This window comes from Aromatoleum bremense, assembly GCF_017894365.1.
GTDB lineage: Bacteria > Pseudomonadota > Gammaproteobacteria > Burkholderiales > Rhodocyclaceae > Aromatoleum > Aromatoleum bremense.
On record NZ_CP059467.1, the window covers coordinates 3,656,303 to 3,679,685 of the forward strand.

General features: G+C 67.3%; 16 protein-coding genes. 5 read left to right on the plus strand and 11 right to left on the minus strand.

Annotated elements, in window-relative coordinates:
- Nucleotides 1–174 precede the first annotated feature (174 nt).
- A complete protein-coding gene (gene mnmC / locus pbN1_RS17170; protein ID WP_169203664.1) occupies nt 175–2,094 on the minus strand; it encodes a bifunctional tRNA (5-methylaminomethyl-2-thiouridine)(34)-methyltransferase MnmC2/FAD-dependent 5-carboxymethylaminomethyl-2-thiouridine(34) oxidoreductase MnmC1 in 1,920 nt (639 codons plus the stop codon).
- 219 nt (nt 2,095–2,313) lie between these two features.
- Here mnmC and pbN1_RS17175 point away from each other — a divergent pair, with 219 nt between their 5' ends.
- Together pbN1_RS17175 and pbN1_RS17180 are read left to right on the plus strand one after the other, a co-directional pair.
- The gene (locus tag pbN1_RS17175; RefSeq protein ID WP_169203665.1) at nt 2,314–2,508 is read left to right on the plus strand and encodes a hypothetical protein; all 195 of its coding nucleotides are present in this window, start codon (nt 2,314–2,316) and stop codon (nt 2,506–2,508) included.
- Between the two features lie 34 nt (nt 2,509–2,542).
- Nucleotides 2,543–5,740 carry an EAL domain-containing protein gene (locus pbN1_RS17180; protein ID WP_169203672.1) on the plus strand — a complete coding sequence of 1,066 codons (3,198 nt, stop codon included), beginning with the start codon at nt 2,543–2,545 and terminating at the stop codon, nt 5,738–5,740.
- Between the two features lie 70 nt (nt 5,741–5,810).
- Here the strand turns inward: pbN1_RS17180 and lysS are convergent, their stop codons facing one another.
- The gene (gene lysS / locus pbN1_RS17185; protein ID WP_169203666.1) at nt 5,811–7,319 is read right to left on the minus strand and encodes a lysine--tRNA ligase; all 1,509 of its coding nucleotides are present in this window, start codon (nt 7,317–7,319) and stop codon (nt 5,811–5,813) included.
- Between the two features lie 206 nt (nt 7,320–7,525).
- On the opposite strand from lysS, the gene pbN1_RS17190 reads away from it, so the two are divergent.
- Nucleotides 7,526–9,316 (plus strand): methyl-accepting chemotaxis protein, encoded by a 1,791-nt coding sequence (locus tag pbN1_RS17190; RefSeq protein WP_169203667.1) that lies wholly within the window; start codon nt 7,526–7,528, stop codon nt 9,314–9,316.
- A 27-nt stretch (nt 9,317–9,343) separates the two neighbouring features.
- Here pbN1_RS17190 and minE read toward each other — a convergent pair whose 3' ends face one another.
- The 8 genes from minE to pbN1_RS17230 form a co-directional block, all read right to left on the minus strand.
- Nucleotides 9,344–9,652 (minus strand): cell division topological specificity factor MinE, encoded by a 309-nt coding sequence (gene minE / locus pbN1_RS17195; RefSeq protein ID WP_169203668.1) that lies wholly within the window; start codon nt 9,650–9,652, stop codon nt 9,344–9,346.
- 1 nt (nt 9,653) lies between these two features.
- Complete coding sequence (gene minD / locus pbN1_RS17200; protein WP_169203669.1) at nt 9,654–10,469, minus strand: septum site-determining protein MinD; 816 nt, start codon at nt 10,467–10,469, stop codon at nt 9,654–9,656.
- Nucleotides 10,470–10,500: 31 nt separating this feature from the next.
- The gene (minC, locus tag pbN1_RS17205) at nt 10,501–11,280 is read right to left on the minus strand and encodes a septum site-determining protein MinC (protein ID WP_210147555.1); all 780 of its coding nucleotides are present in this window, start codon (nt 11,278–11,280) and stop codon (nt 10,501–10,503) included.
- Nucleotides 11,281–11,420: 140 nt separating this feature from the next.
- The gene (gene hslO / locus pbN1_RS17210; RefSeq protein WP_169203627.1) at nt 11,421–12,305 is read right to left on the minus strand and encodes an Hsp33 family molecular chaperone HslO; all 885 of its coding nucleotides are present in this window, start codon (nt 12,303–12,305) and stop codon (nt 11,421–11,423) included.
- Nucleotides 12,306–12,336: 31 nt separating this feature from the next.
- Entirely contained in the window at nt 12,337–14,709 is a 2,373-nt protein-coding gene (locus tag pbN1_RS17215) for a Tex family protein (protein WP_169203626.1), read from the minus strand.
- A 129-nt stretch (nt 14,710–14,838) separates the two neighbouring features.
- Nucleotides 14,839–15,687 (minus strand): D-hexose-6-phosphate mutarotase, encoded by an 849-nt coding sequence (locus pbN1_RS17220; RefSeq protein WP_169203625.1) that lies wholly within the window; start codon nt 15,685–15,687, stop codon nt 14,839–14,841.
- A 51-nt stretch (nt 15,688–15,738) separates the two neighbouring features.
- On the minus strand, nt 15,739–18,426 hold the full coding sequence (locus pbN1_RS17225) for a bifunctional acetate--CoA ligase family protein/GNAT family N-acetyltransferase (protein WP_169203624.1): 2,688 nt from the start codon (nt 18,424–18,426) through the stop codon (nt 15,739–15,741).
- A 233-nt stretch (nt 18,427–18,659) separates the two neighbouring features.
- The gene (locus pbN1_RS17230) at nt 18,660–20,312 is read right to left on the minus strand and encodes a sensor histidine kinase (RefSeq protein WP_244857002.1); all 1,653 of its coding nucleotides are present in this window, start codon (nt 20,310–20,312) and stop codon (nt 18,660–18,662) included.
- Nucleotides 20,313–20,656: 344 nt separating this feature from the next.
- Here pbN1_RS17230 and pbN1_RS17235 point away from each other — a divergent pair, with 344 nt between their 5' ends.
- Nucleotides 20,657–21,223, plus strand: coding sequence for a class I SAM-dependent methyltransferase (locus tag pbN1_RS17235; RefSeq protein WP_169203622.1), 567 nt, complete (start codon nt 20,657–20,659; stop codon nt 21,221–21,223).
- Here pbN1_RS17235 and mnmH read toward each other — a convergent pair.
- Nucleotides 21,192–22,286 (minus strand): tRNA 2-selenouridine(34) synthase MnmH, encoded by a 1,095-nt coding sequence (gene mnmH, locus pbN1_RS17240; RefSeq protein ID WP_169203621.1) that lies wholly within the window; start codon nt 22,284–22,286, stop codon nt 21,192–21,194. The genes pbN1_RS17235 and mnmH overlap by 32 nt on opposite strands.
- 55 nt (nt 22,287–22,341) lie before the next feature.
- Here mnmH and selD point away from each other — a divergent pair, with 55 nt between their 5' ends.
- Nucleotides 22,342–23,382, plus strand: coding sequence for a selenide, water dikinase SelD (selD, locus tag pbN1_RS17245; RefSeq protein ID WP_169203620.1), 1,041 nt, complete (start codon nt 22,342–22,344; stop codon nt 23,380–23,382).
- Nucleotide 23,383 lies beyond the last annotated feature (1 nt).

The window sequence follows — 23,383 nt, forward strand, 5'->3', positions numbered from 1 at the left end:
TGGACATCATGATTCCGGGGCGTCACGCCGCCTGTGCCGGCAGCTCGGGAAATCGGCCTGCTGTTTTTTCGAGTAGTTTCAAGTCGGCCCGATCTTACGCATGGGGGGAGGGGGCGCAAATACCGTAAAGCGTGTAGCTGTGGCGGCAACATGTGTACTCATGATAGATGCAAATTATCCCTCCGGGGTTATGCCGCGTACCGGTCGCAGCAGGTAACGGGCGGGGTCGAGGGCGTCGACGAGCTCGCGCTCGAGCGGCAGCGGTTCGCCTGCGATGCGGCTGGCGAGCAGCTCGGCGGCAAGACTCGCCCACACCAGGCCGCGCGCGCCGAAGCCGGCGACCGCATACAGCCCGGGGTGGCGGGGAATCTGCGCCAGCGGCGTGGCACGGTCGGCGCGCAGGACGGCGGGAACTTCACCCACCATCGGCAGGCGGTCGGGGGACGCAGGGCGGAAACCGACGCGCCCCGCGAGACCCGCGGTGTCGACCGCCGCGGCGTAGCCGGGAAGGATGAATTCGAGCTTCGCGAGATTTTCGCGCTGGTCCGCGTCGCGCAGCGCCGGCTCGTCGTCATCGATCGAGAACGTCGCCCCGGCGCTGCGCACGCCGTCGAGCGCCGGGCTGACGTAGCCGAGCCGGCATACCACGACGTTCGGCGAGCTGCCGGCCGCGGCGGCGAGATGCGTCACCTGGCCGCGCGCGCTGCGCACCGGGAGCGCCGCCGCCTGCGGCACGGCGCGGATGCCGACGCCGTTCGCGAGCACGGCGACCGGGGCGCTGGCGATCGCCTTGCCGTCGGCGTCGAACGCGGTCCAGCCATCGACGCTCGCTTCGAGCCGCTGCATCGCGCGTCCGAAGTGACAGCGGATGAGGTCGGGACGGGTCATCAGGTTCGCCGCGCAAAGGCTCGGTGGACAAACCCACGCTCCCTGCGGAAACCACCACCCACCAACCGGCAGCGGCCAGCCGGCGAGCGCGGAGGCTTCGTCGCGTTCGACGAAACGCAGGTAGTCGGGCGGCGGACGATGGGCTTCGATGACGCGGCGCTGCTTGCCTTCGTGGACCGGGTCGCGCGCGAGATGCAGCACCCCGCACGCGTCCCAGCGCACCGGCAGTCCGGCTTTGGTCAGCTGGCGCAGGTGATGCAGGCCATACAGTGCGCCGGCCCGCGTGATGCGCGCCAGCCGGTTGTCGTCGAGGCTCGGCAGCGGGCGCAGCACGCCGGTCAGGTTGCCGGACGCACCCTCGCCGGGGCCGCCCGCCGCGTCGATGACGTCGACGCGCCAGCCGCGCGCCGCGAGTCGCTCCGCGGTGCTGCTGCCGGCGAGCCCGGCACCGATCACCAGCGCATGCCCCGCGGCTGCGGCCGCGGCCGCTGGCGCGGGCCGTGTGCCGACGCCGCGATGGCGCGCCCGGCACATCTTGCGCTTGCCGCCGAAGCCGGGCGCTTTTTCGCAGTCGAAGCCGGCCGCGGCGAGTCCCCGGCGCACGTCGCCGCACACCGACCAGGTCGCGAGCGTCGCATCGGGTGCCGCCAGTCGGCCGAGTTCCCCGAGCAGCGCGGCGGACCAGAGTTCCGGGTTGCAGGCTGGCGAGAAGCCGTCGAGAAAGAACGCGTCGGCGCTGCATTCGAGCTGGGGCAGCAGTTCGCGTGCATCGCCGAGCAGCAGCGTCAGCACGACGCGGCCGCCATCCAGATGCAGGCGGTGCACGCCGGATGTCAGCGTCGGCCAGTTGTCCGCCAGCTCGGCGGCCAGCGGAGCGAGCTCGGGCCAGCGCGCGTGCAAGGTCGCGAGGTCTTCCCGCGTGAAGGGATGGTGTTCGACTGAGACGAAATGCAGGCGCTCGCAGCGCTGCCGATCGGCTCGCCACGCCCCCCAGGTCGCAAGAAAGTTCAGCCCGAAACCGAAACCGGTTTCGAGGATCGTGAAGCACTCGCGCCCCTGCCAGCGCTCGGGCAGGCCATTGCCGGCGATGAAGACGAAGCGTGCCTGTTCGAGCCCGCCGCCGCGCGCGTGATAAACGTCGCCGAAGGCCGTGGAGCAGGGCGTGCCGTCGTCGGTGAAGCTCAAGTGGGCGGGTTCGATGGTCATGACGGGAAACGGCTAACAAGAAGACGATTTGAATTGCGGTGCCAATTTTGCCCTGTATCGAACTGGGGTTTCTCGATCGGGCCTGGACTTCGACAGCGCCGAGTCCTACACAGGGAGTGACGATTCTGGCGGCGCGTAAAGGGCGCCCGCTTGATCGGCGGCCGGAGTCACGACACCGGGTGCTCGAATTCCCAGCCTTTCGGCGGCCGAGGAGGCGGCATGAACAAACCCAACGTCAAAGCTCAGCGCCTGGCTGCGGCATTCCTGTTGGGGTGCCTCGTTTTCAACTATCCGTTCATGGCGTTGTTCAATCATTCCGACCTCGTGTTCGGCGTACCGGTATTGTATGTCTACGTGTTCGCCGTCTGGTCGCTACTGATCGCACTGCTGGCCGTGGTGATCGAGAGGAAGTGAGACGATGCGCCGCCCGGCCGGAATCGAGGGCTGAATCTTGCCCGCCTGGGTGATCGTTCTCGTCGCGGCGGCCTATCTGGGGTTGCTCTTCTTCATCGCCTATCGGGGCGACAAGGCGGCCGATGCCGGGCGCAGCCTGATCGCCAACCCGTACGTCTATGCGCTGTCACTCGGCGTCTATGCTACAGCTTGGACCTTCTACGGCAGCGTCGGTCGTGCCACCGCCAGCGGCATCGGCTTCCTGCCCGTCTATCTCGGTCCGACGGTGATGGTTGCCCTGTGGTGGACGGTGCTGCGCAAGATCATCCGCATCGCCAAGGACAACCGCCTCACTTCGCTGGCGGATTTCATTTCCTCGCGCTATGGCAAGAGCACGGTGCTGGCAGGCCTGGTGACGGTCATCGCGGTGGTCGGCGTCACGCCATACATTTCCCTGCAGCTGAAGGCGATCTCGACGAGCTTCAACGTCCTGCGCGGCTACCCGGAGGTACTGCTGCTGACGGCGGATGCGCCGGCCAGCATCTGGGCCGACACGGCGTTCTATTTGGCCCTGATCCTTGCCGCCTTCACGATCGTCTTCGGCACCCGCAAGCTGGATGCGGCGGAGCGCCACGAGGGCATGGTGGCGGCGATCGCCTTCGAGTCGCTGGTCAAGCTGCTGGCCTTCCTGGCGGTGGGTGCTTTCGTCACCTGGGGCATGTTCGATGGCATCGGCGACATCTTCGCGCGGGCGACGCAGGTGCCGCGGCTCGCCGAGGTGTTCACCGTCGGCGGCGGCTCAATCGACGTCTATCGCAGTTGGGCCTCGCTCTTTTCGCTGGCCTTCCTCAGCATGCTGGCAATCATGTTCCTGCCGCGGCAGTTCCAGGTCGCGGTGGTGGAAAACGTCGACGAGGTGCATCTGAACAAGGCGATCTGGCTCTTTCCGCTGTACCTCCTGTTGTTCAACCTCTTCGTCCTGCCGATCGCTTTCGGCGGCGTGCTGCATTTCGGTGGCGCCGTCGATCCGGATACCTTCGTCCTCACGTTGCCGATGTCCGGTCGGCAGGAGGCTCTGGCCCTGCTGGTTTTTCTCGGTGGCTTTTCCGCCGCCACCGGCATGGTCATCGTCGAGACCATCGCCCTCTCGACCATGGTCTGCAACGATCTCGTGATGCCCGTCCTGTTGCGCATCAAGCCGCTGCGCCTGTCCGAGCGCGCCGACCTTTCCGGCCTGCTGCTGGCGATTCGCCGTGCCACCATCCTCATTGGTCTGCTGCTCGGCTATGCCTATTATCGGGTGGCAGGCGAAGCCTACGCGCTGGTTTCGATCGGCCTCATCTCCTTCGCCGCCGTCGCCCAGTTCGCCCCGGCGCTGCTCGGCGGCATCTACTGGAAGAGCGGCACCCGTGCCGGGGCGCTGGCCGGGCTCGCCGCCGGTTTTTTCGTGTGGGCCTACACGCTCATGCTTCCGGCATTGATCCGCTCCGGTTGGCTGCCGATGGACATCCTCGCGCAGGGGCCATTCGCCGTTTCGCTCCTGCGGCCCCTCGCGCTGTTCGGCCTGGAGGGGCTGGACGAGATTACCCATGCGATGCTGTGGAGCATGATTGCCAACGTCGGGGCCTATCTGACGGTGTCGCTGGCGAGCGACCAGAGCGCCGTCGAGCAGACGCAGGCAGTCCTCTTCGTCGATGTCTTCAAGCATGATCGCGGCGCCGAACGCGCTTGGCGGGCGAGCGGTTCGCTGCCGGATCTCTACGCCTTGCTGACACGCTTTCTCGGTGCTGCCCGGGCCGAAGAGATCTTTTCCGCTTATGCCCGGAGCCGCGGGCTCGACTGGCCGCAGGAGGTCGATGCCGAACTGGTGCGCCATGTCGAGGCGCAACTGAGCGGCGTGATCGGCACCGCCTCGTCGCGCGTCGTGGTGGCCTCGGTGATCGAGGAGGAATTGCTGCGCGACAGCCTGACCGGGCTGCCGAACCGGGCGCTGCTGTTGAGCCGGATCGACGACGCGTTGAAGCGGGGCAGCGTCGAATCCGGACGCGGTTTCGCTCTTCTTTTCATCATCCTGGATCGCTTCAGGCTCATCACCGACAGCCTTGGCGCCAGCGCCGGCGATCAACTCCTGATCGGCGTGGCGCAGCGGCTGGGGGCCTGCCTGCGCGCGGGTGACACCATCGCCCATCTCGGCGACGAGCAGTTCGCCATTCTTCTCGACGACGTGCGGGATGCGGCCGAAGTGGCGCAGTTCGTCGTCACGCTGCAAGGCGCGCTGGCCACCGGCTTCAACCTGGAGGGGCAGGCGGCGTTTACCCCCGGCAGCATCGGCGTCGCCTTTGGCCGGCCGACCTATGTCGATCCGGCCGATCTCCTGCGCGACGCGGAAACCGCCTGCCACCGCGCGGTGGCGCGCGGCGGCGCGTGCCACGAGATCTTCGCCGCCGACATGCGCGCGCGCGTCGTCGCGCTGCTCGAAATGGAGACAAACCTGCGCCAGGCGGTGATCACCGGCGAGGAATTCCAGGTCTTCTACCAGCCCGTGGTTTCATTGCGGACGGGCGTGCTGTCGGGTTTCGAGGCGCTGGTGCGCATGCGGCGACCCGACGGCAGCCTGGTACCGCCGAGCGAATTCATCCCCTTGACCGAGGAGACCGGTCTCATCGTCTCCATCGGCCGCAGGATCCTTGCCGAGGCGTGTCGCCAGATGCGCGACTGGCAGCGGAAATACCCTGAGCACCCGCCGATGCAGATGAGCGTGAACCTCGCCGGGCGCCAATTCGCCGAGCCTGACCTGATGCGGCAGATCGAGGCGGTGCTCGCCGAGACCGGTCTCGACACGCACAGCCTCAAGCTCGAAGTCACTGAAACGGTCATCATGGAACACGCCGCCGCCGCCGCCGCGGTGCTGGAGCAATTGCGTGCAATGGGGATCAAGCTGCTGATGGACGATTTCGGCACCGGCTATTCGTCGCTCTCCTACCTGCATCGTTTCCCGGTCAATACGCTGAAGATCGACGCGTCCTTCGTGCGCCGGATGGACGTCGACCAGAAGAACGCCGACATCATCCAGACCATCGTGACGCTCGCGCACACATTGGGCATGGACCTCGTCGCAGAAGGCGTCGAAACGGCCCGCCAGCTGGAGCAGCTGCGGGCCCTGCAGGTCGAGTACGGGCAGGGCTACTATTTCGGCAAGCCGCTGGATGCAGCCGCGGCCGATGCGCTGATCGCCTCCGGCCAACGCTGGTAACGCCGCCCGGCAGACGCCTGCGGACGGCCGGCGTCTGCCGGGGCCGGAGCGAGTCCGAACTGTCGGGAAACTACTCCGCCCGCATCTGCGGGAACAGGATCACGTCGCGGATGCTCGGGCTGTCGGTCAAGAGCATCACCAGGCGGTCGATGCCGATGCCGCAGCCGCCGGTCGGGGGCAGGCCGTATTCGAGCGCGCGGATGTAGTCGGCGTCGTAGAACATCGCCTCCTCGTCGCCGGCCTCCTTCGCCTTGACCTGATCGAGGAAGCGCGCCGCCTGGTCTTCCGGGTCGTTCAGTTCGGAGAAGCCGTTGGCGATCTCGCGGCCGACGATGAAGAGCTCGAAACGTTCGGTGATTTCCGGGTTCGCGTCGTTGCGGCGCGCGAGCGGCGACACCTCGGCGGGGTAGTCGATGATGAACGTCGGTTCCCACAGCTCGGCTTCGGTGGTCTCCTCGAACAGCATCAGCTGCAGCGTGCCGAGGCCCGCGCCGTCGCGCAGCTTGGCCTTGAGGTCGGTCAGCTTGGCGCGCAGCCAGGCTTCGTCGTTGAGCTGCGCGATCGAGAAGCCCGGGTGGTACTGGTGGATCGCCTCGACGATCGTCAGCCGCGCGAACGGCTTCGACAGGTCGAGCTCGCGTCCCTGGTAGACGAACACTTCGGTGCCGAGCGCCTCGCGCGCGGCTTGGCGCAGCAGGCCTTCGGTGAAGTTCATCAGGCTCTTGTAGTTCGCGTAGGCCTCGTAGAACTCCATCATCGTGAATTCGGGATTGTGGCGCGGGGAGAGGCCTTCGTTGCGGAAGTTGCGGTTCACCTCGAAGACTTTCTCGAAGCCGCCGACGACGAGGCGCTTGAGGTACAGCTCCGGCGCGATGCGCAGGAAGAGTTCCATGTCGAGCGCGTTGTGGTGCGTCGTGAACGGCTTCGCCGCGGCGCCGCCCGGGATCGGGTGCATCATCGGCGTCTCGACTTCGAGAAAGCCGTGGCTGACCATGTAGTTGCGGATCGACTGCACCATGCGGCTGCGCGCGACGAACGTGAAGCGCGTCTGCTCGTTCATGATCAGGTCGACGTGGCGCTGGCGGTATTTCTGCTCGACGTCGGTCAGGCCGTGGAACTTGTCGGGGAGCGGGCGCAGGCTCTTCGTCAGCAGGCGGATCTCGGTGCACTTCACCGACAGCTCGCCGGTGCGCGTCTTGAACAGCGTGCCGACGGCGCCGACGATATCGCCGATGTCCCAGTGCTTGAAGTCGGCGTAGACGTCCTCGCCGACCGCGTCGCGCGTGACGTACAGCTGGATCTGGCCGGAGAGATCCTGGATCGTGATGAAGCTCGCCTTACCCATCACGCGCTTGAGCATGATGCGCCCGGCCACTTTCACTTCGACCGGCGTCGCGTCGAGCTCGTGCGACTCCTTTTCTCCGTAGATTTCATCGAGTTTGCCGGCGATGTTCTCGCGCGAGAAATCGTTCGGGAAGGCTCGGCCGCCGGCACGCCACGCGGCCAGCTTTTCGCGCCGCTCGGAAATGATGTGATTCTCGTCCTGCGAGGCGGCGGAATTGTTGTTCTGGTCGCTCATGAATCGACAAGGGGCATAAAAGCGGTGATTGTGGCACGTGGACGGAGCGCGGGCAAATTGGCGCCGGCCGCGAAGCGTGTCGAGCGTGCCGCATGGGCGCGGGCCGGCGGGCGCACGGCGAAATATTTGCTGCAACGTGCAGCCGGGGCTCAAGTCGCGGGGCATGATGCCGTAAGGGCAATCGGGCCATGCAAACGGGAACTCCCATGTTTTCGCAATTATACGAATGGGTTGAAAAGACGTTCTGGAACTCGCTGACGAAGAAGCTGTGCAGTTTTCTCCTGCTTTTCTTCATCGACCTGTTCTACCTCGCCGTCTATCTCCATCAGCAGAACCAGATCCGCGGGTTGCTGGCGACGGGCGAGGTGGCGCAGGCGGCCGCGCAGAAGATCATGGCGTCGCTCGACGGCGGGCTGTACCTGATGATCGCGCTGACGGTGATCGCGCTGTGCGTCAACATCGGCCAGATCCTGTACATGCGCCACCTCATCGTGCGGCCGGTGCGGGTCATCACGCGGATCCTCAACGAGATCGCGCAGGGCGAAGGCGACTTCTCGCGCAACCTGCCGCTGGTGACGCACGACGAACTGCGCGAGCTCGCGATGAGCTACAACCGCTTTGCGGCGAAGATGCGTCACATCATCAGCGAAGTCCGCACCCGCAGCGTGAGCATCGCGCGCGACGCCGTCAGGGTCAGGGCCCACGTCGAGAGTTCGGCGCAGGACGCGAAGAAACAGGGAACGATGACCGAAGTGGTGTTCGCTGCGAGCACCGAGTCGACCGCGGCGATCGAGAGCGTATCGGCGAGCGCACAGAACATTTCGGCGTCGACGACGAAGAACCTCGAGATCGCGCGCGCTTCGCTGCACGAGATGCAGGACATCGCGGGGAAGATCAACACGGTCAGCGAGAAGGTGCTGCACTTCAACCACACCGTCGACGACCTGTCGGAGCGCTCCGAGAGCGTCAAGCAGATCGCTTCGCTGATCCGCGCGATCGCCGACCAGACGAACCTCCTCGCGCTGAACGCGGCGATCGAGGCCGCGCGTGCCGGGGAGGCCGGGCGCGGCTTCGCAGTCGTCGCCGACGAGGTGAGAAAGCTCGCCGAACGGGTGAACCGGGCTGCCGAGGAGATCACCGACAACATCGACGGGATGATCGGCCGCGTCATGACCACCCGCGCGGAAAACGTCGTCATCAACGCCGACGTGCTGCAGGCGCGCGAGGTCGTCGGGAAGTCCGCCGAGCATTTCGAGTTCATGGTCGGCGAATTCGAGACCACCGGCGAACAGCTGCTGCAGATCGCCACGGCGATGGAGGAGCTGTCGGCGACGAACGGGCAGGTGCATGAAAACGTCACGACGATCCACGACGTGTCGGGCACGGTCGCGGCGAACATGGCGGAATCCGAACAGTGCACGGTCGAGCTTTCGCGGGCCACCGAAGCGGTGCAGGAGCTCGTGTCGCGGTTCCGCATCGGCCAGGGGGCGTTCGACCACGCGATGGACCAGGCGCGGATCTTCCGCGACCGCATCCAGGCGCAACTCGACGAAATGGCGCGTGCGGGCATCGATATCTTCGACCGCCGCTATCAGCCGGTGGCGAACACCCGCCCGCAGAAGTTCAAGGTGTCATGGGGCGACGAGTACGGCCGCCGCTGCCAGCAGCTGCTCGAAGATTGCCTTGCTGCGATTCCGGGCTGCGGCGCGGCGGTGGCGGTGAACACCGACGGCTACGTGGCCGCCCACAACCTGCAGTACTCGCGCCCGCTGACCGGCAATCCGGACATCGACCTCGGCGGCAACCGGACGTGCCGGAAGTTCGACCGGCCGGCCGAGCTGCGTTCCGCGCGGAACACCGAAGCCGTGCTGCTGCAGACCATCCTGCGCGATACCGGCGACATCCTGTGCGACATCGCGATGCCGATCATGGTCGGCGGGCGGCACTGGGGGAACGTGCGCGTCGGCGTGCCGGTGGATTCGCTGCTCGCCGCCTGACCTTTCGCCGCCGCTCCGCGACGGGAATCAGCGGCCCTGTCCCTGTCCCTGTCCCTGTCCCTGACCCTGACCCTGACCCTGATTTTGCTCGGGAAGGACGATGTTGACTTCCAGGACTTCGTAGTTGTCCTGCTTGTCGAGGTGCACCTTGATGTCGTCCGAATTGACCGAGACGTACTTCGAGATCACCTCGATCAGCTCCCGCTGCAGCGCCGGCAGGAAATCCGCTTTCGGCACGCCGTCGCTGCGCTCGTGGGCGATCAGCAGCGACAGGCGGTTCTTCGCGATCTCCGCGGTCTTCTTCTTCTCGCCGAAGAGGCGCACAAGGAAGGACATCTCACCTGCCTCCGAAGAGGCGCTTGATCAGCCCCGGCTTTTCGTAATTGACAAAGCGCAGCTCGCGCGGGTCGCCGAGGAAGCGGGAGACGACGTCGGAATAGGCCTCGGCGACGTCGGTGCCTTTCAGGTGGATCGCCGGCAGGCCCTGGTTGGAGGCCTGCAGCACCGATTCCGATTCCGGGATGACGCCGATCAGCGGCACCCGCAGCAGCTCCTGGACGTCCTTGTACGACAGCATTTCACCCTCTTCGACGCGCTTGGGCGAATAGCGCGTGACGAGCAGGTGTTCCTTGATCGGCTCGTCGCTTTCGGCGGCGCGGCGCGACTTCGACTGCAGGATGCCGAGGATGCGGTCCGAGTCGCGCACCGACGAGACTTCCGGGTTGGTGGTGATGATCGCCTCGTCGGCGAAGGTCAAGGCCAGCACGGCGCCCCGCTCGATCCCGGCGGGCGAATCGCAGACCACGTAGTCGAAGCCCATGTGCTCGAGCTCCTTCAGCACCTTCTCGACGCCTTCCTCGGTCAGCGCGTCCTTGTCGCGCGTCTGCGAGGCCGGCAGCACGAACAGGTTGTCGCAGTGCTTGTCCTTGATCAGCGCCTGGTTGAGCTTCGCTTCGCCGTTGATGACGTTGATGAGGTCATACACGACGCGGCGCTCGCAGCCCATGATCAGGTCGAGGTTGCGCAGGCCGACGTCGAAGTCGATCACCGCGGTCTTGAAGCCGCGCAGGGCGAGTCCGGAAGAAAATGCCGCGCTGGTGGTGGTCTTGCCCACGCCACCTTTGCCTGATGTCACGACGACGACTCGAGTCACGGTATACCCTTTTCTTAAGATGGAGCCGCGCTCAATCGAGCTGCAGCGGTTCGATGCCAAGCTTGTAGTCGGATTCGCTCGCGATCAGCCGGACAAGCGCGGCGCGCCCGGCGACCGCTTCCGGAATGCCTTGTTCGAAAGTGCGGAAAATGCCGGCGATCGAGACGATCTCCGGGCCGAAGTTGGTCGATACGATGCGTGCCGAAGCGTCGCCCTGCGCACCGGCGATCGCGCGTCCGCGCAGCGGGCCGTAGCAGTGGATGCTGCCGTCGGCGATGACTTCAGCGCCGTTGCTCATCCCGGCGAACAGCACCAGGTCGCCGCCGCGCGCATAAACCTGCTGGCCCGAGCGCAGCGGACGGTCGACGAACAGCGTGGCTGCCCGGGGTTCCGGGGCGGGGGGCGGAGGCGGGGGAGCCGTCTGCGGAGCCGGTGCCGGGGTGGGGCGCGGGGCAGCGGCGGCGCCGTTCTGACGGTCGCGCAGCTCGGCGCCGTCGAGGATCGCCAGCCCGGCCTGGCGCGCCGCCGCGGCGAGATCGGGCGGAAGGTTGCGCACGCCGACCGGCTGCAGCTGGTAGCGGCGCAGCAGGCTCATCAGCCCGGTCCAGTCGATGCGCGCAGGCAGTTCGGCGAGATCGGCAAAATCGAGCACGGCCGCATCGCCGCTGAAGAAATCCGGCATCCCGCCGAGCATCATGTGCAGCGCATCCGCGAGGCGGGCCGGTTCGGCCTCGCGCAGCACCGCGATGGTCGCGCCGAGGCTGGCGTTGCGGAACTCGATCGGGCGGATGGCAGGGGAGGACGCGGGCATGGGCGAGAGGGGTCGCTGAAAGGCTGGAGTCTACTTAGCGGCAGGGATTCGGGCAAGGCTGGCGGGATATGCCGGCGGCGCCCCGTGGAAAGCCTTGGCGCCGGCGGCCCAAAGGCGCTGGCTGCCCGCGGAACGCCTCGTCAGTGCAGTGTCGACGGCGGTGTGCCCAGTTCGGGATGCGAGGCGAAAAGGGCATCGATCTCGGCGGGCTCGAAGCGGTAGTCGTGGTTCGACAGGTCGTCGCGCACGACCAGCTCGCCATGCTCCTCGATGATCCGCCTGACTTCCGCTTCGCCGAGGCTGCGTAGCATGCCGATGACCTTGTCGCGGTCGGCGGGCCAGTCGTGCGTCACAGGGCGGGCGTCGAACAGGCGGACGTTTTCTTCGGCGAACAGCCGCCCGAGCAGGGTTTCCGGCGCGAGCGTCAGCAGTTCGCCGGGCTGCACGGTCTGGGCCAGCAGGTGGGCGCGCGTCCAGCCGTCCTCGTCGCGCGCGTCGGCGCCGGGCAGCTTCTGCAGGAACAAGGCGGCGGCCGCATCCTCATTGCATGCGAGCCAGATGCCGGCGGGCTGCTGCTCGGACTGCACCAGGTAGTGTTCGAACGTCGCCGCGATGCTGTCGCCTTCGAGCGGCACGAGGCTGCGGTAAGGCTGGTCGAGCGCGGGGATGTCGAGCGTGAGCTGCAGGATGCCGTCGCCGATCAGATCCTTCAGGCCGCCGTCCGCGGGGACGTCGCCGTCGGTTGCGGCGAACGCGCGCAGGTTCAGCGTCTCGGTGCAGTCGACGACCAGCAGCTTGAGCGCCCGCTCGCCCCGGATCTGGAACGTCAGCCGGCCGGCCTGCTTCAGGTTCGCGGTGATCAGCGCGGACACGGCGCTCATTTCCCCGAGCAGGCGCGCCACTTCGGCGGGGTAGTCGCGCCCTTCCTGCAGCGCTTTCCAGACGTCGTCGAGACGCACCACCGCGCCGCGGATGTCGAGGTCGTCGAGCAGGAAACCGCGGACGTAGCTCGGATTGGGAGTCATGCAGGGATTCCTGTTATTGCGCATTCTCATTCTACTTGCGCAGCGCGCGAGCGAGCGCGTCGGCCATCGCGCCGCCGGCAGTGCCGCGCCCGTCGTTGCGTCCTCCGCTGCGTCCTCCGCTGCGTCCTTCGTTGCGACCGGGGCCGCGCACGGTGTTCCGTTCCGGGCGCGATCCGCCGTCGTGCCTGCCGCGCGCGCCCAAGTCGCTGGCGGTGGCGCCCGCGGCGGCCGGCGGCTCGTCGCTCATGCGCATTGTCAGCGCGATGCGCTTGCGCGGCAGGTCGACCTCCAGCACCTTCACTCTCACGACCTGTCCGGCCTTGACGACGCTGTGCGGGTCCTTGACGAAGCGGTCGGCGAGCGCCGAGATATGCACGAGTCCGTCCTGGTGCACGCCGATGTCGACGAACGCGCCGAAGTTCGTGACGTTCGTCACCGTGCCTTCGAGCATCATCCCGGGGGCGAGGTCCTTCAGCGTCTCGACCCCTTCGCGGAAGGTCGCGGTGCGGAATTCGGGGCGTGGGTCGCGGCCGGGTTTTTCCAGCTCGGCGAGGATGTCCTGGACCGTCGGCAGGCCGAAGCGCTCGTCGGTGAATTCGGCCGGACGAAGCGTCTTGACGAACGCCGGATTGCCCATCAGCTCGCGCACGCTCTTCGCCACGCGCGCGAGGATGCGCTCGACGACCGGGTATGCCTCGGGGTGCACCGCGGAGGCATCGAGCGGATTGTCGCCGCTCGGGATGCGCAGGAAGCCGGCCGCCAGCTCGAAAGTCTTCGGCCCGAGCCGCGGCACGCCTTTTAGTGCATCGCGGCTGCGGAACGGGCCGTTCGCGTTGCGGTGTTCGACGATGTTGCCGGCCAGCGTCGCGTTGAGCCCCGAGATGCGCGCGAGCAGCGCCGGCGATGCGGTATTCACATCGACGCCGACGGCGTTGACGCAATCCTCGACGACCGCGTCGAGGCTTTTCGCCAGCCGCGACTGGTTGACGTCGTGCTGGTACTGGCCGACGCCGATCGACTTGGGGTCGATCTTGACCAGCTCGGCGAGCGGATCCTGCAGGCGCCGCGCGATCGACACCGCGCCGCGCAGCGACACGTCGAGATCCGGGAACTCGCGCGCCGCGAGTTCCGATGCCGAATACACCGACGCGCCGGCTTCGGACACCGTGACGCGCGTCAGCCGCAGTTGCGGAGCCGCCTCCATCAGGTCGGCGACGAGCTTGTCGGTGTCGCGCGATGCGGTGCCGTTGCCGATCGCGACGAGCTCGACGGCGTGTTTCTTCGCCAGCGCCGCGAGCGTCGCGAGCGAACCGTCGCGATCGCGGCGCGGCTCGAACGGGTAGATCGTCGCGGTGTCGACGAGCTTGCCGGTGGCGTCGATGACGGCGACCTTGACACCGGTGCGGATGCCCGGATCGAGACCCATCGTCGTGCGCGCGCCGGCCGGTGCGGCGAGCAGCAGGTCTTTCAGATTGCGCGCGAATACGCGGATCGCCTCTTCCTCGGCGCGCTCGCGCAGCGCATTCATCAGCTCGAGTTCGAGGTGCAGCGAAATCTTCACGTTCCACGCCCAGCGCACCGTCTCGCGCAGCCACTTGTCGGCCGCACGGCCCTGGTCGCGCACGCCGAAGCGGGCGGCGATGCGTCCTTCGCACGGGTGCGGCGCGTCCGGGTCCGGCTGGTCGACGGTCAGCGCGAGGCGCAGCACCCCTTCGTTGCGTCCGCGCAAGAGCGCCAGCGCGCGGTGCGAGGGCAGCGCGGCGATCAGCTCGCGGAAGTCGAACCAGTCGCGGAACTTCGCGCCGTCGTTCTCCTTTCCTTCGACGACACCCGAGCTCACCTGGCCGTGTTCCTGCAGCCAGGTGCGCAGCGTGCCGAGCAGCTCGGCGTCTTCGGCGAAGCGCTCGATGAGGATCTGGCGCGCGCCGTCGAGCACGCTCTTGGTGTCGGTGAAACCGGCTTCGGCGTTCAAATAACCCTGCGCTTCGCTTTCCGGCGTCAGCGTCGGGTCGCCGAGCAGCGCGAGCGCCAGCGGCTCGATGCCGGCCTCGCGCGCGATCTGCGCTTTCGTGCGGCGCTTCTGCTTGTACGGCAGGTACAGGTCCTCGAGGCGCTGCTTGGTCTCGGCGCTCGCGATCTGCACGTGCAGCGCGTCGGTCAGCTTGCCCTGCTCGGCGATCGACGCCAGCACGGTGGCGCGGCGATCTTCGAGCTCGCGCAGGTAGCCGAGGCGTTCGTCGAGCATGCGCAGCTGCGTGTCGTCGAGCCCGCCGGTGACTTCCTTGCGGTAGCGGGCGATGAAAGGCACGGTCGCGCCTTCGTCGAGCAGGGCGATCGCGGCGATGACCTGGCGGGGCTGGGCGGCGAGTTCGGTGGCGATGCGGTGTTCGATGGGCGGGAGCATGAGGGAATAATGGCCGAGAAGGCGGCAAGCGGCCGCCGGGCAAAGGATGCGATGGTGCAACAACCGGCCGCACCGCCGCAAGCGCCGGCGCGCCGCGTCAGCGCCGAACGGCGGAGCGTCGTGCCGCGGTCACAGCGCGATCAGGGTTTGCCGTCCGTACCACTGCTCGCCGGCGTCGAGCTCGATCCTGCGGCGCGCGGCCGCGGCTTCGACGCACAGCATGTGCCGGAAGCCGTTGGCCGGCATGTCGGGCAGTTGCGCGCAGCGCTGTTCCCACGGGTTCCACACCACGACGTCCGGAAAGCCTTCGACATTGATGCCGAGGCTGCGCCAGCCATCGCGCAGCAGCAACGGGCGCTGCACGTCGTGATAGACGCGGTCGGTCTCGGCTTCGACGACGAGCGCCTCGCCGCTGTCGCGCTTGATCCGGTCGTTGTCCGCGGCGTCGCGGTATTCGTGGCCGTGCAGGCCCTCGAGGCGCGCGTTCTCGACTTCGCGCACGCGCAAGTAGGTGTGCAGCGCGGCGGTGAACGCAAACGACGCGTGGCCGGTGTTCTCGACTTCGAACTCGACGCCGAGGCGTTCGTTTTCGATGATCACCGTCACCTCGGCGGAGAAGCGCTGCGGCCACGCCGCGTAGCTCGCATCGTCTTCGCTCGTCGTCAGCGTCACCAGCGCGAAGTCGTCGCCGCTGCGCTGCTCGCCAAGGCTCCAAGGCCGGGTGCGCACGAGGCCGTGCTTCGGCAGCTTGCCGAGCGTGGCGAACTGCGGAAAGCATACCGGGATGCCGCCGCGAATCGCCGTGCTGCCGTCGTGCCGTGCCTGCGGACTGAGGTACAGCCACTCGCTGCCGCCGGCCGGTGTCCAGGACAGCACCTGGGCGCCGAACAACGAGACGACCGCCTGCGCGCCGCCCGGCGTGCGCAGGACGAGCGCGGGTTGATCGTGGAAGGTGCGTGTTTCGATGGATGCGGTCATGAGCGGGTAAGGTGGGATCGGTCCTGGGGGGAGAGGGAGAGTCTCGGGGGGTCAGTCCTGCAGCGGGAGCACGCCGATCTTGACGGTGCTGTCTTCCGGATCGTTCGACAGCGTGAAGCCGAGCCCCTGCACGAACTTCAGCATCCGCTCGTTGTTCGCGAGGAATACGCCGTTCATGTACATGATGCCCTTGTTGCGCGCCGTCTCGATGAGGATCCCCATCAGCTTGCGCGCGAGGCCGTGGCGCTGCCAGGCGTCGGCGACGACAATGGCGAATTCGCAGGATTCGCCGTCCGGATTCACCGCGTAGCGGCACACGCCGATCTCGACTTCCTTGCCGTCTTCCTGGATCGTCGCGAGGAACGCCATCTCGCGGTCGTAGTCGATCTGCGTCAGCCGCGCGACCATCGCCGGCGGCAGCTCGCGCATCGTGTTCATGAAGCGGTAGTACTTCGTCTCGGCCGACAGCGTGCGCACGAACTCGACTTCGAGCTCGGCGTCTTCCGGCTTGATCGGCCGGATCGTGACCTCGACGCCGTCGACACTCGACCACTTCGTGATGAGCTGCGACGGATACGGATGGATCGCCATGTGCGCGTAGCGGTCGACCGACGGCGAGACGTTCTCGACCGTCACGCGCGCGTCGACGGCGACGGCGCCGTTCTCGTCGACGATCAGCGGATTGATCTCGAGCTCGGTGATCCACGGCAGTTCGCACACCATCTCGGAGACGCGCAGCAACACGAACTCCAGCGACTCCATATTCACCGGCGGCATGTTGCGGAATTCGCCGAGCAGCACCGACACGCGCGACGACTTGATCAGGTCGCGCACGAGGTAGTGGTTCAGCGGCGGCAGCGCGATTTCCATGTCGCGGTTCGCGACCACGCGGTTGCCGCCTTCGCCGAAAGTGATCACCGGGCCGAACACCGCGTCGCGCCTGACGCCGACGACGAGTTCCCGGCCGTTGCGCTTGAGGATCATCGGCTCGATCGCGACGCCGTTGATCGTCGCCGCGGGCTTGTTCTTGCGCACTTCCTCGAGGATTTCCTGGTACGCGGTGCGCACCGCCGCGAGGCTGCCGAGATTGAGCCGCACGCCGCCGGAGTCAGCCTTGTGGATGATCGACGGCGAGTCGATCTTCATCACCACCGGCAGGCCGATTTCCTCGGCGAGCACCATGGCCTCGGTCGCCGAGCGCGCGACCACCGTCTGCGCGATCGGGATGCGGAACGCGGCGAGCAGCGCCTTCGATTCCATCGAGTTGAGCACCTTGCGGCGCTCGGCCAGCGCGGTCTCGATGACCAGCCGCGCGCTCTCGACGCTCGGCGGATTGAGGTGCGACAGCGACGCCGGCGTCTGCATCAGCAGCTTCTGGTTGCGGTAGTACGCCGACAGGTGGCTGAACAGCTCGACCGCCGGCTCCGGGGTGCGGAAAGTCGGGATGCCGGCGGCTTCGAAAACCTTGCGCCCGGGGCCGACCAGCTGCTCGCCCATCCAGCACGTCACGACCGGCTTGTCGGCGGTCTTCTCGAGCTCGACGACCGCCTCGGCGACCGCGGTCGGATCGGTGTTGGCCTGCGGCGTCAGCATCACCAGCACGCCGTCGACGTTCGGCCCTTCGAGCACCGCCTGAACGGCCTTGCGATAACGCTCGACGTCCGCGTCGCCGAGGATGTCCACCGGGTTGCCGTGCGACCATCCGGCCGGCAGCGCGGCGTTGAGCTTTTCCATCGTGCCGTCCGAGAACTCGGAAAGCGGGATATCCAGGTCGGCCGCGCGGTCGGCCGCCATCACGCCCGGCCCGCCGCCGTTGGTGACGATCGCCAGGCGGTTGCCGCGCGGGCGGAAGTGCGAGAACAGCGCGTTCGCCGCGGCGAACAGCTGCCCCATGTTGTACAGCCGGATGACGCCGGCTCGCCGCAGTGCAGCATCGAAGACCGCATCGTTGCCGCTCATCGAGCCCGAGTGCGAGCGGATCGCGCGCGACACGTCCGGGTGGCGCCCCACCTTGATCAGCAGCACCGGCTTGACGCGCGCCGCGCCGCGCAGCGCGCTCATGAAGCGGCGCGCGTCGCGGATGCCTTCGACATACATGATGATGCTCTCGGTGCGCGGGTCCGAGATCATGTATTCGAGCACTTCGCCGAAGTCGATGTCGCTCGACGAGCCGAGCGAGACGACCGCCGAGAAGCCGATGTTGTTCGGTTCCGCCCAGTCCAGGATCGACGTGCACAGCGCCCCGGACTGTGAGATCAGGCCGATCGTGCCCTTGATCGCGCTGACATGCGCGAACGTCGCGTTCAGGCCCAGCACCGGACGCATGATGCCGAGGCAGTTCGGGCCGAGCAGGCGAATGCGGTAGCGGCGCGCGGCCTCGACGACGTGGCGTTCGAGCAGCGCGCCGCGCGCGCCGGTCTCGGAGAATCCGGTCGACATGATGATGACCGCCTTCACGCCGGCGCGACCGCAGCTCTCGACGATCGATAGCACCTGGTCGGCGCGCACTGCGATGACCACGAGGTCGAGGCGGTGCGGCACGTCCTCGACCGATTTGTAGCAGGGCACGCCGAGCACGGATTCGTGCTTGGGGTTGACGGCGAACAGCCGGCCGCGGAAACCCGCGTTCTGCATGTTGCGGATCACCACGTTGCCCAGGGATGCTTCACGCTGGCTCGCGCCGATCACGCCGACCGATTTGGGTTCGAGCAGGGGACTGAGGTAGTGCTTCTCTTTCATTTTTATCGCCTGGATGCAGGGTCCGTAACCGCTGGCCGTGGGTGACGAGGCCTTGGAAACCTTCGTTGGCCACGCTTCGATGAGTACCGGAATTGCAGTCGTTACAGTCTGGTCGAATCTGAGCCGAGTGCAAGCTTACTGCAGTGCACCATGAGCCATTGTGCCATAAGTGGCAAGGCATTCCGATCGGGACTTGCCGCAATCCGGGGCGGCGCATCCGATGGCGGGGGCATTCATCGGCCGAGCGTGAAATAGAAGCTTGCGCCCTCGCCGGGCTTTGATTTCGCCCAGATCTGCCCGCCGTGGCGCTCGATGATGCGGTAGGTCGTCGCGAGGCCTATCCCGGAGCCCGGAAAATCGGTGCTGCGGTGCAGGCGATGAAAGGCGCGGAACAGGTTGCTGGCGAACGTCATGTCGAAGCCTGCGCCGTCGTCCGTGATGCAGAACACCCGCTGGCCCAGATCGCGCTTGGCCGTCAGCGAGATGTGCGCGACCGCGTTGCGCGAAGAAAACTTCCAGGCGTTGCCGAGCAGGTTCTGGAGCGCGAGCTGCATCAGTCCGCGGTCGGCCGTCACGATCAGGTCCCTCGTTATTTCCACCTCGACGCACCGGTCCGGCTCGTTCTTGCGCAGCTCGTCGATGATCTGGATCGCGAGTTCCGACAGATCGAATGTTTCCCTCTGCAGCGAGTGGCGCGCCAGCTGCGCGAGCTTGATCAGGTCGTCGATGAGGTGCGACATGCGCATGCCGGCCTTGCGGATGCGCCCGATATGCTCCCGTGCGTCCGGCTCGAGGCCGTCGCCGAGTTCTTCCTCGAGGATGCGGGCGAACCCGTCGATCGCGCGCAGCGGTGCGCGCAGGTCGTGGGACACCGAATACGAAAACGCCTCGAGCTCGCGGTTCGACGCTTCCAGCTCGGCGGTGCGGGCGCGGACCCGGGCTTCGAGTTCCCGGTTGAGATTGCGCAGCGTCATCTCGGCGATCTTGCGCGTCGAAATGTCGAACAGCGTTCCTGCCAGGCCGCGCGGCGCCGTGCCGTCTTCGTTGCCGCGGTCCACGCGATGCGCGGTCGCCTCGACCCAGCGTATCTCGCCGTTTTGCGTCAGCAGCCGCAATTGGGCGCTCCACGCCGGGAGCTCCTGCCGGAAAACCAGCGATATCTGGTGCCACGCCGCGGTGCGATCGTCGGGGTGGAAGTGATCCACCAGCGCGGTGTCGAGGCTCTCCTTCAGCATGTAGCCGGTGATCGTTTCCCAACCCCGGTTCAGGAACGTCAGCCGGCCGCTTTCATCGGTGCGGAAGATGATCTCGTTGACCGACTCGATCAGCTCGCGATAGCGCACCTGGTTCTCGCGCAGCGACTGGTCGGACTCGACCCGGTGCGTGATGTCCCGCCCGATGCCGTGGTAGCCGGCGAAGCTTCCGTCGTGGTAGAGCGGGCGCCCGACCAGTTCGAGATAGCGGCGCCTCCCGGTGCTGTCGCGACGGCACAGCGTCAGGTTCAGCGGTGCCTGCTGCGCGAGGCTCGCACGGCATGCGTCCCAGCTTTGCGCCGATGCGTCCCCGCAGTCGAGTTCCCACGGCGTGTGGCCGAGGAATTCGAGTGGGTCGATTCGCGAGTGCTCCTGCAGGCCCGCGGTGATGTGGACATAGCAGTGTTGCGCGTCGGTCTTCCATTGCCAGTCGGACGAGAGATCGAGCAGTTCGGCGAGTTCGGCGGAATCGAAGCCGGCGGCGCCGGGCGCCTCGGGGGCCGCCGCCCGGCGCCGGAAAACATGCCAGCCGCACAGCGCGATGAGGACCAGGAGCAGGCCTGCGAGCGGCGCGAGCAGTGGCAGCGCGGAGGCGAACAGCGATGACTGGGCCAGCAGTGGGTGCGGAGTCATCAGCGCCGCCGCGAGTGCCGCCCCGGCAAGTCGACGCGCCGACGACTGAAAAGACTCATGAGACGTTTTCACAGTGTTTTCGTCGGAGTGAGTCGGGATCGAAACCACGGATGGCCCGCGCTCGTCAGGGAATCTTACCTGCCGGGGCGGGTGCTCGGCGCGCCATTGCCCTGAATTGTTACGCATAAACCGGACGGGTGGCTTAATCGACTACCCGAAACGGGTTCCGGATGCGATGCCGGCCCTGTCGTCGATGTCGCCTCGCCGATGACGCCTCGTCATGCACCGGGGTGCCCTAGAATCGATGCCGTGCGCCACTCCGGATGACGACAGAAAGGAAAACGATGACCATATCCCCAGATTCAGCCATTGCCGGCCCTTCGGCCTGGGTCGCGCGCTTCGCGCCGCTGATCCCCGCCGGTGGCCGCGTGCTCGACTTCGCGTGCGGCCGCGGCCGGCATGCGCGCTGGCTGGCCCGCCACGGCTGGGAGGTCGAGGCGGTGGACCGGGACGCGGCGGCGCTGGCGACGTTCGCCGGCGAGCCGCGCGTCAGCGTCGCCCAGGCGGACCTCGAAGGCGGCGACTGGCCTTACGGGACCGCGTGCTTCGATGCGATCGTCGTGACCAATTACCTCTACCGGCCGCGCCTCGGGCTGCTGCTCGACTGCCTCGCCGCGGACGGCGTGCTGATCTACGAAACCTTCATGCTCGGCAACGAGCGCTTCGGCAGGCCCGGCAACCCGGAGTTCCTGCTGTGCCCCGGCGAACTGCTCGAACGCCTCGTCGGCGATTACACGATCGTCGCCTTCGAGCAGGGCGAGGTCACCCAGCCGCGGCCGGCGGTCGTGCAGCGCGTGTGCGCCGTGAAGGGCCAGGGCATCACGGTGTTGCCGGATCGGCCACTCGCCTAGGCTCCGCGGGCTGCGCCGCGGCGGCGGCGAGTATCCGCCGTGCCAGCGCCTCGATGCCGGCCGGTGACAGGTCGTCGCTGGCGAAGGTCGGCGCGGTCGGAAAGCGGGTGAAATTCCTGTTCTGCGAACGGCGGTACAGCGGGTCGTAGTGCAGGTCGATGAACTCGGCGAAGAGCGTCGGCAGGTCGTGCGCCGCGGCGAGCGCCTTCCAGCGCTCCAGCGTCTCGTTGCTCTGCAGGCCCCTGAGGAAGTCGATCTTCTTCTGCAGGTCGGCGATGTCGTCGCCGAGGTAGGCGTAGTCGCGCACGAGGAACTCGAGGCGTGCCTCGCGGCTTGCCTCGATCGCGACGCAGGGGCTCGCGCGCATCTGCCGGATCAGCGCCTCGGGCACCTGGATGCGGCCGATCTTGCGGCTTTCGGCCTCGACGAACACCGGCCGCGCCGGGTCGAGCTCGCGCAAGGTGCGGAACAGTTCGGTTTCGAACGATTTCTGCGTCGGCTGCGGGCGGTCCGGCAGCGCGCCGAGCACCGAGCCCTTGTGCGCAGCGAGATGCTCGAGGTCGAGCACCTGCGCGCCGAGCCCCGCGAGCGCGTCGAGGACGCGCGTCTTGGCGCTGCCGGTGGCCCCGCACACCACGCGCAGGTCGAAGCGCGCCGGCAGCTCTTCGAGTTCCGCGACCACCATCCGGCGCCACGTCTTGTAGCCGCCTTCAAGCTGGCACGCATCCCAGCCGATCAGCCGCAGCCAGGTGACGAACGCGCCGCTGCGCTGGCCGCCGCGCCAGCAATACACCAGCGGCCGCCAGTTCTTCGGCTTGTCGTGGAAGCGGGTCCTGAGGTGATGCGCGATGTTCTCGGCGACCATCGCCGCGCCGACGCGGCGCGCCTCGAACGCGGACTGCTGCTTGTAGATCGTGCCGACGACGACGCGCTGCGCGTTGTCGAGCACCGGGCAGCTGATCGCGCCGGGAATGCGGTCTTCGTCGAATTCCGCCGGGCTGCGGGCGTCGATGATCTCGTCAAAGGCGGACAGCTGTGCTACGGTCGCGATGCCTTTTTTCATGCGTTGTCGCGGTGCTCCGGCCTGCGCCGGGCAACCGTTTCTCCCCCTGGAATCCATGGATCAGATCAAACTCACGCAATTCTCCCACGGCGGCGGATGCGGCTGCAAAATCGCTCCCGCCGTGCTGTCGAAGCTGCTCGCGCACGCCCCGGCGGGCCTGGTCCCGCCGGACCTCCTGGTCGGCACCGAGACCGCCGACGACGCCGCGGTGTATCGCCTCAATGAGCGCCAGGCGATCGTCGCGACGACCGACTTCTTCACGCCGATCGTCGATGATCCGTACGATTTCGGTCGCATCGCCGCGACCAACGCGCTGTCCGACGTGTACGCGATGGGCGGGCGGCCGATCATGGCGCTCGCGATCGTCGGCATGCCGATCGACAAGCTGCCGCCCGAAGTCATCGGCCGCATCCTCGAAGGCGGCGCCGCGGTGTGCCGCGACGCCGGCATCCCGATCGCCGGCGGACATTCGATCGACGTGCTCGAACCGATCTACGGGCTCGTCGGCCTCGGCGTCGTCGACCCCGCCCAAGTCAAGACCAACGCCGGCGCGCAGGCCGGCGACGTGCTGATCCTGACCAAGCCGCTCGGTATCGGCATCCTGTCGGCCGGGCTCAAGAAAGGCCTGATCAAAGATGCCGACTATGCCGCGATGCTGCACTGGACGACGCTCTTGAACCGGGTCGGGATGCGCCTGGCCGGCATGGCCGGCGTGCATGCGGTGACCGATGTCACCGGCTTCGGGCTGGCCGGCCACCTGCTCGAAATCTGCCGCGGCTCGGCCCTCGCGGCGAGCGTGACATTCGCCGAGCTGCCGACGATCGAAGCGGCGCTGCGGCTCGTGCGCGACGGCATCGCGACCGGCGCCTCGACGCGCAACTGGGCGAGCTACGGCGAATCGATCCGCTTCGCGGCCGAAGCGCCGGAGTGGCAGCGCAAGCTCGTCACCGATCCGCAGACCAGCGGCGGGCTCCTGATCGCCTGCGCGCCCGGCACCGTGGACGAGGTGCTCGCGGCGATCCGGGCGGAGCAGGGTAGCGACGGCCGCGTCATCGGCCGGATGGAGGCGGGCGAACCGCTGCTGCGGATCGTTTGAC

Coding starts and splice junctions, on each gene's coding strand:
- mnmC (WP_169203664.1), bottom strand. CDS start 2,094: ATGACCATCGAACCCGCCCACTTGAGCTTCACCGACGACGGCACGCCC.
- pbN1_RS17175 (WP_169203665.1), top strand. CDS start 2,314: ATGAACAAACCCAACGTCAAAGCTCAGCGCCTGGCTGCGGCATTCCTG.
- lysS (WP_169203666.1), bottom strand. CDS start 7,319: ATGAGCGACCAGAACAACAATTCCGCCGCCTCGCAGGACGAGAATCAC.
- pbN1_RS17190 (WP_169203667.1), top strand. CDS start 7,526: ATGTTTTCGCAATTATACGAATGGGTTGAAAAGACGTTCTGGAACTCG.
- minE (WP_169203668.1), bottom strand. CDS start 9,652: ATGTCCTTCCTTGTGCGCCTCTTCGGCGAGAAGAAGAAGACCGCGGAG.
- minC (WP_210147555.1), bottom strand. CDS start 11,280: ATGCCCGCGTCCTCCCCTGCCATCCGCCCGATCGAGTTCCGCAACGCC.
- hslO (WP_169203627.1), bottom strand. CDS start 12,305: ATGACTCCCAATCCGAGCTACGTCCGCGGTTTCCTGCTCGACGACCTC.
- pbN1_RS17215 (WP_169203626.1), bottom strand. CDS start 14,709: ATGCTCCCGCCCATCGAACACCGCATCGCCACCGAACTCGCCGCCCAG.
- pbN1_RS17220 (WP_169203625.1), bottom strand. CDS start 15,687: ATGACCGCATCCATCGAAACACGCACCTTCCACGATCAACCCGCGCTC.
- pbN1_RS17225 (WP_169203624.1), bottom strand. CDS start 18,426: ATGAAAGAGAAGCACTACCTCAGTCCCCTGCTCGAACCCAAATCGGTC.
- pbN1_RS17230 (WP_244857002.1), bottom strand. CDS start 20,312: ATGACTCCGCACCCACTGCTGGCCCAGTCATCGCTGTTCGCCTCCGCG.
- pbN1_RS17235 (WP_169203622.1), top strand. CDS start 20,657: ATGACCATATCCCCAGATTCAGCCATTGCCGGCCCTTCGGCCTGGGTC.
- mnmH (WP_169203621.1), bottom strand. CDS start 22,286: ATGAAAAAAGGCATCGCGACCGTAGCACAGCTGTCCGCCTTTGACGAG.
- selD (WP_169203620.1), top strand. CDS start 22,342: ATGGATCAGATCAAACTCACGCAATTCTCCCACGGCGGCGGATGCGGC.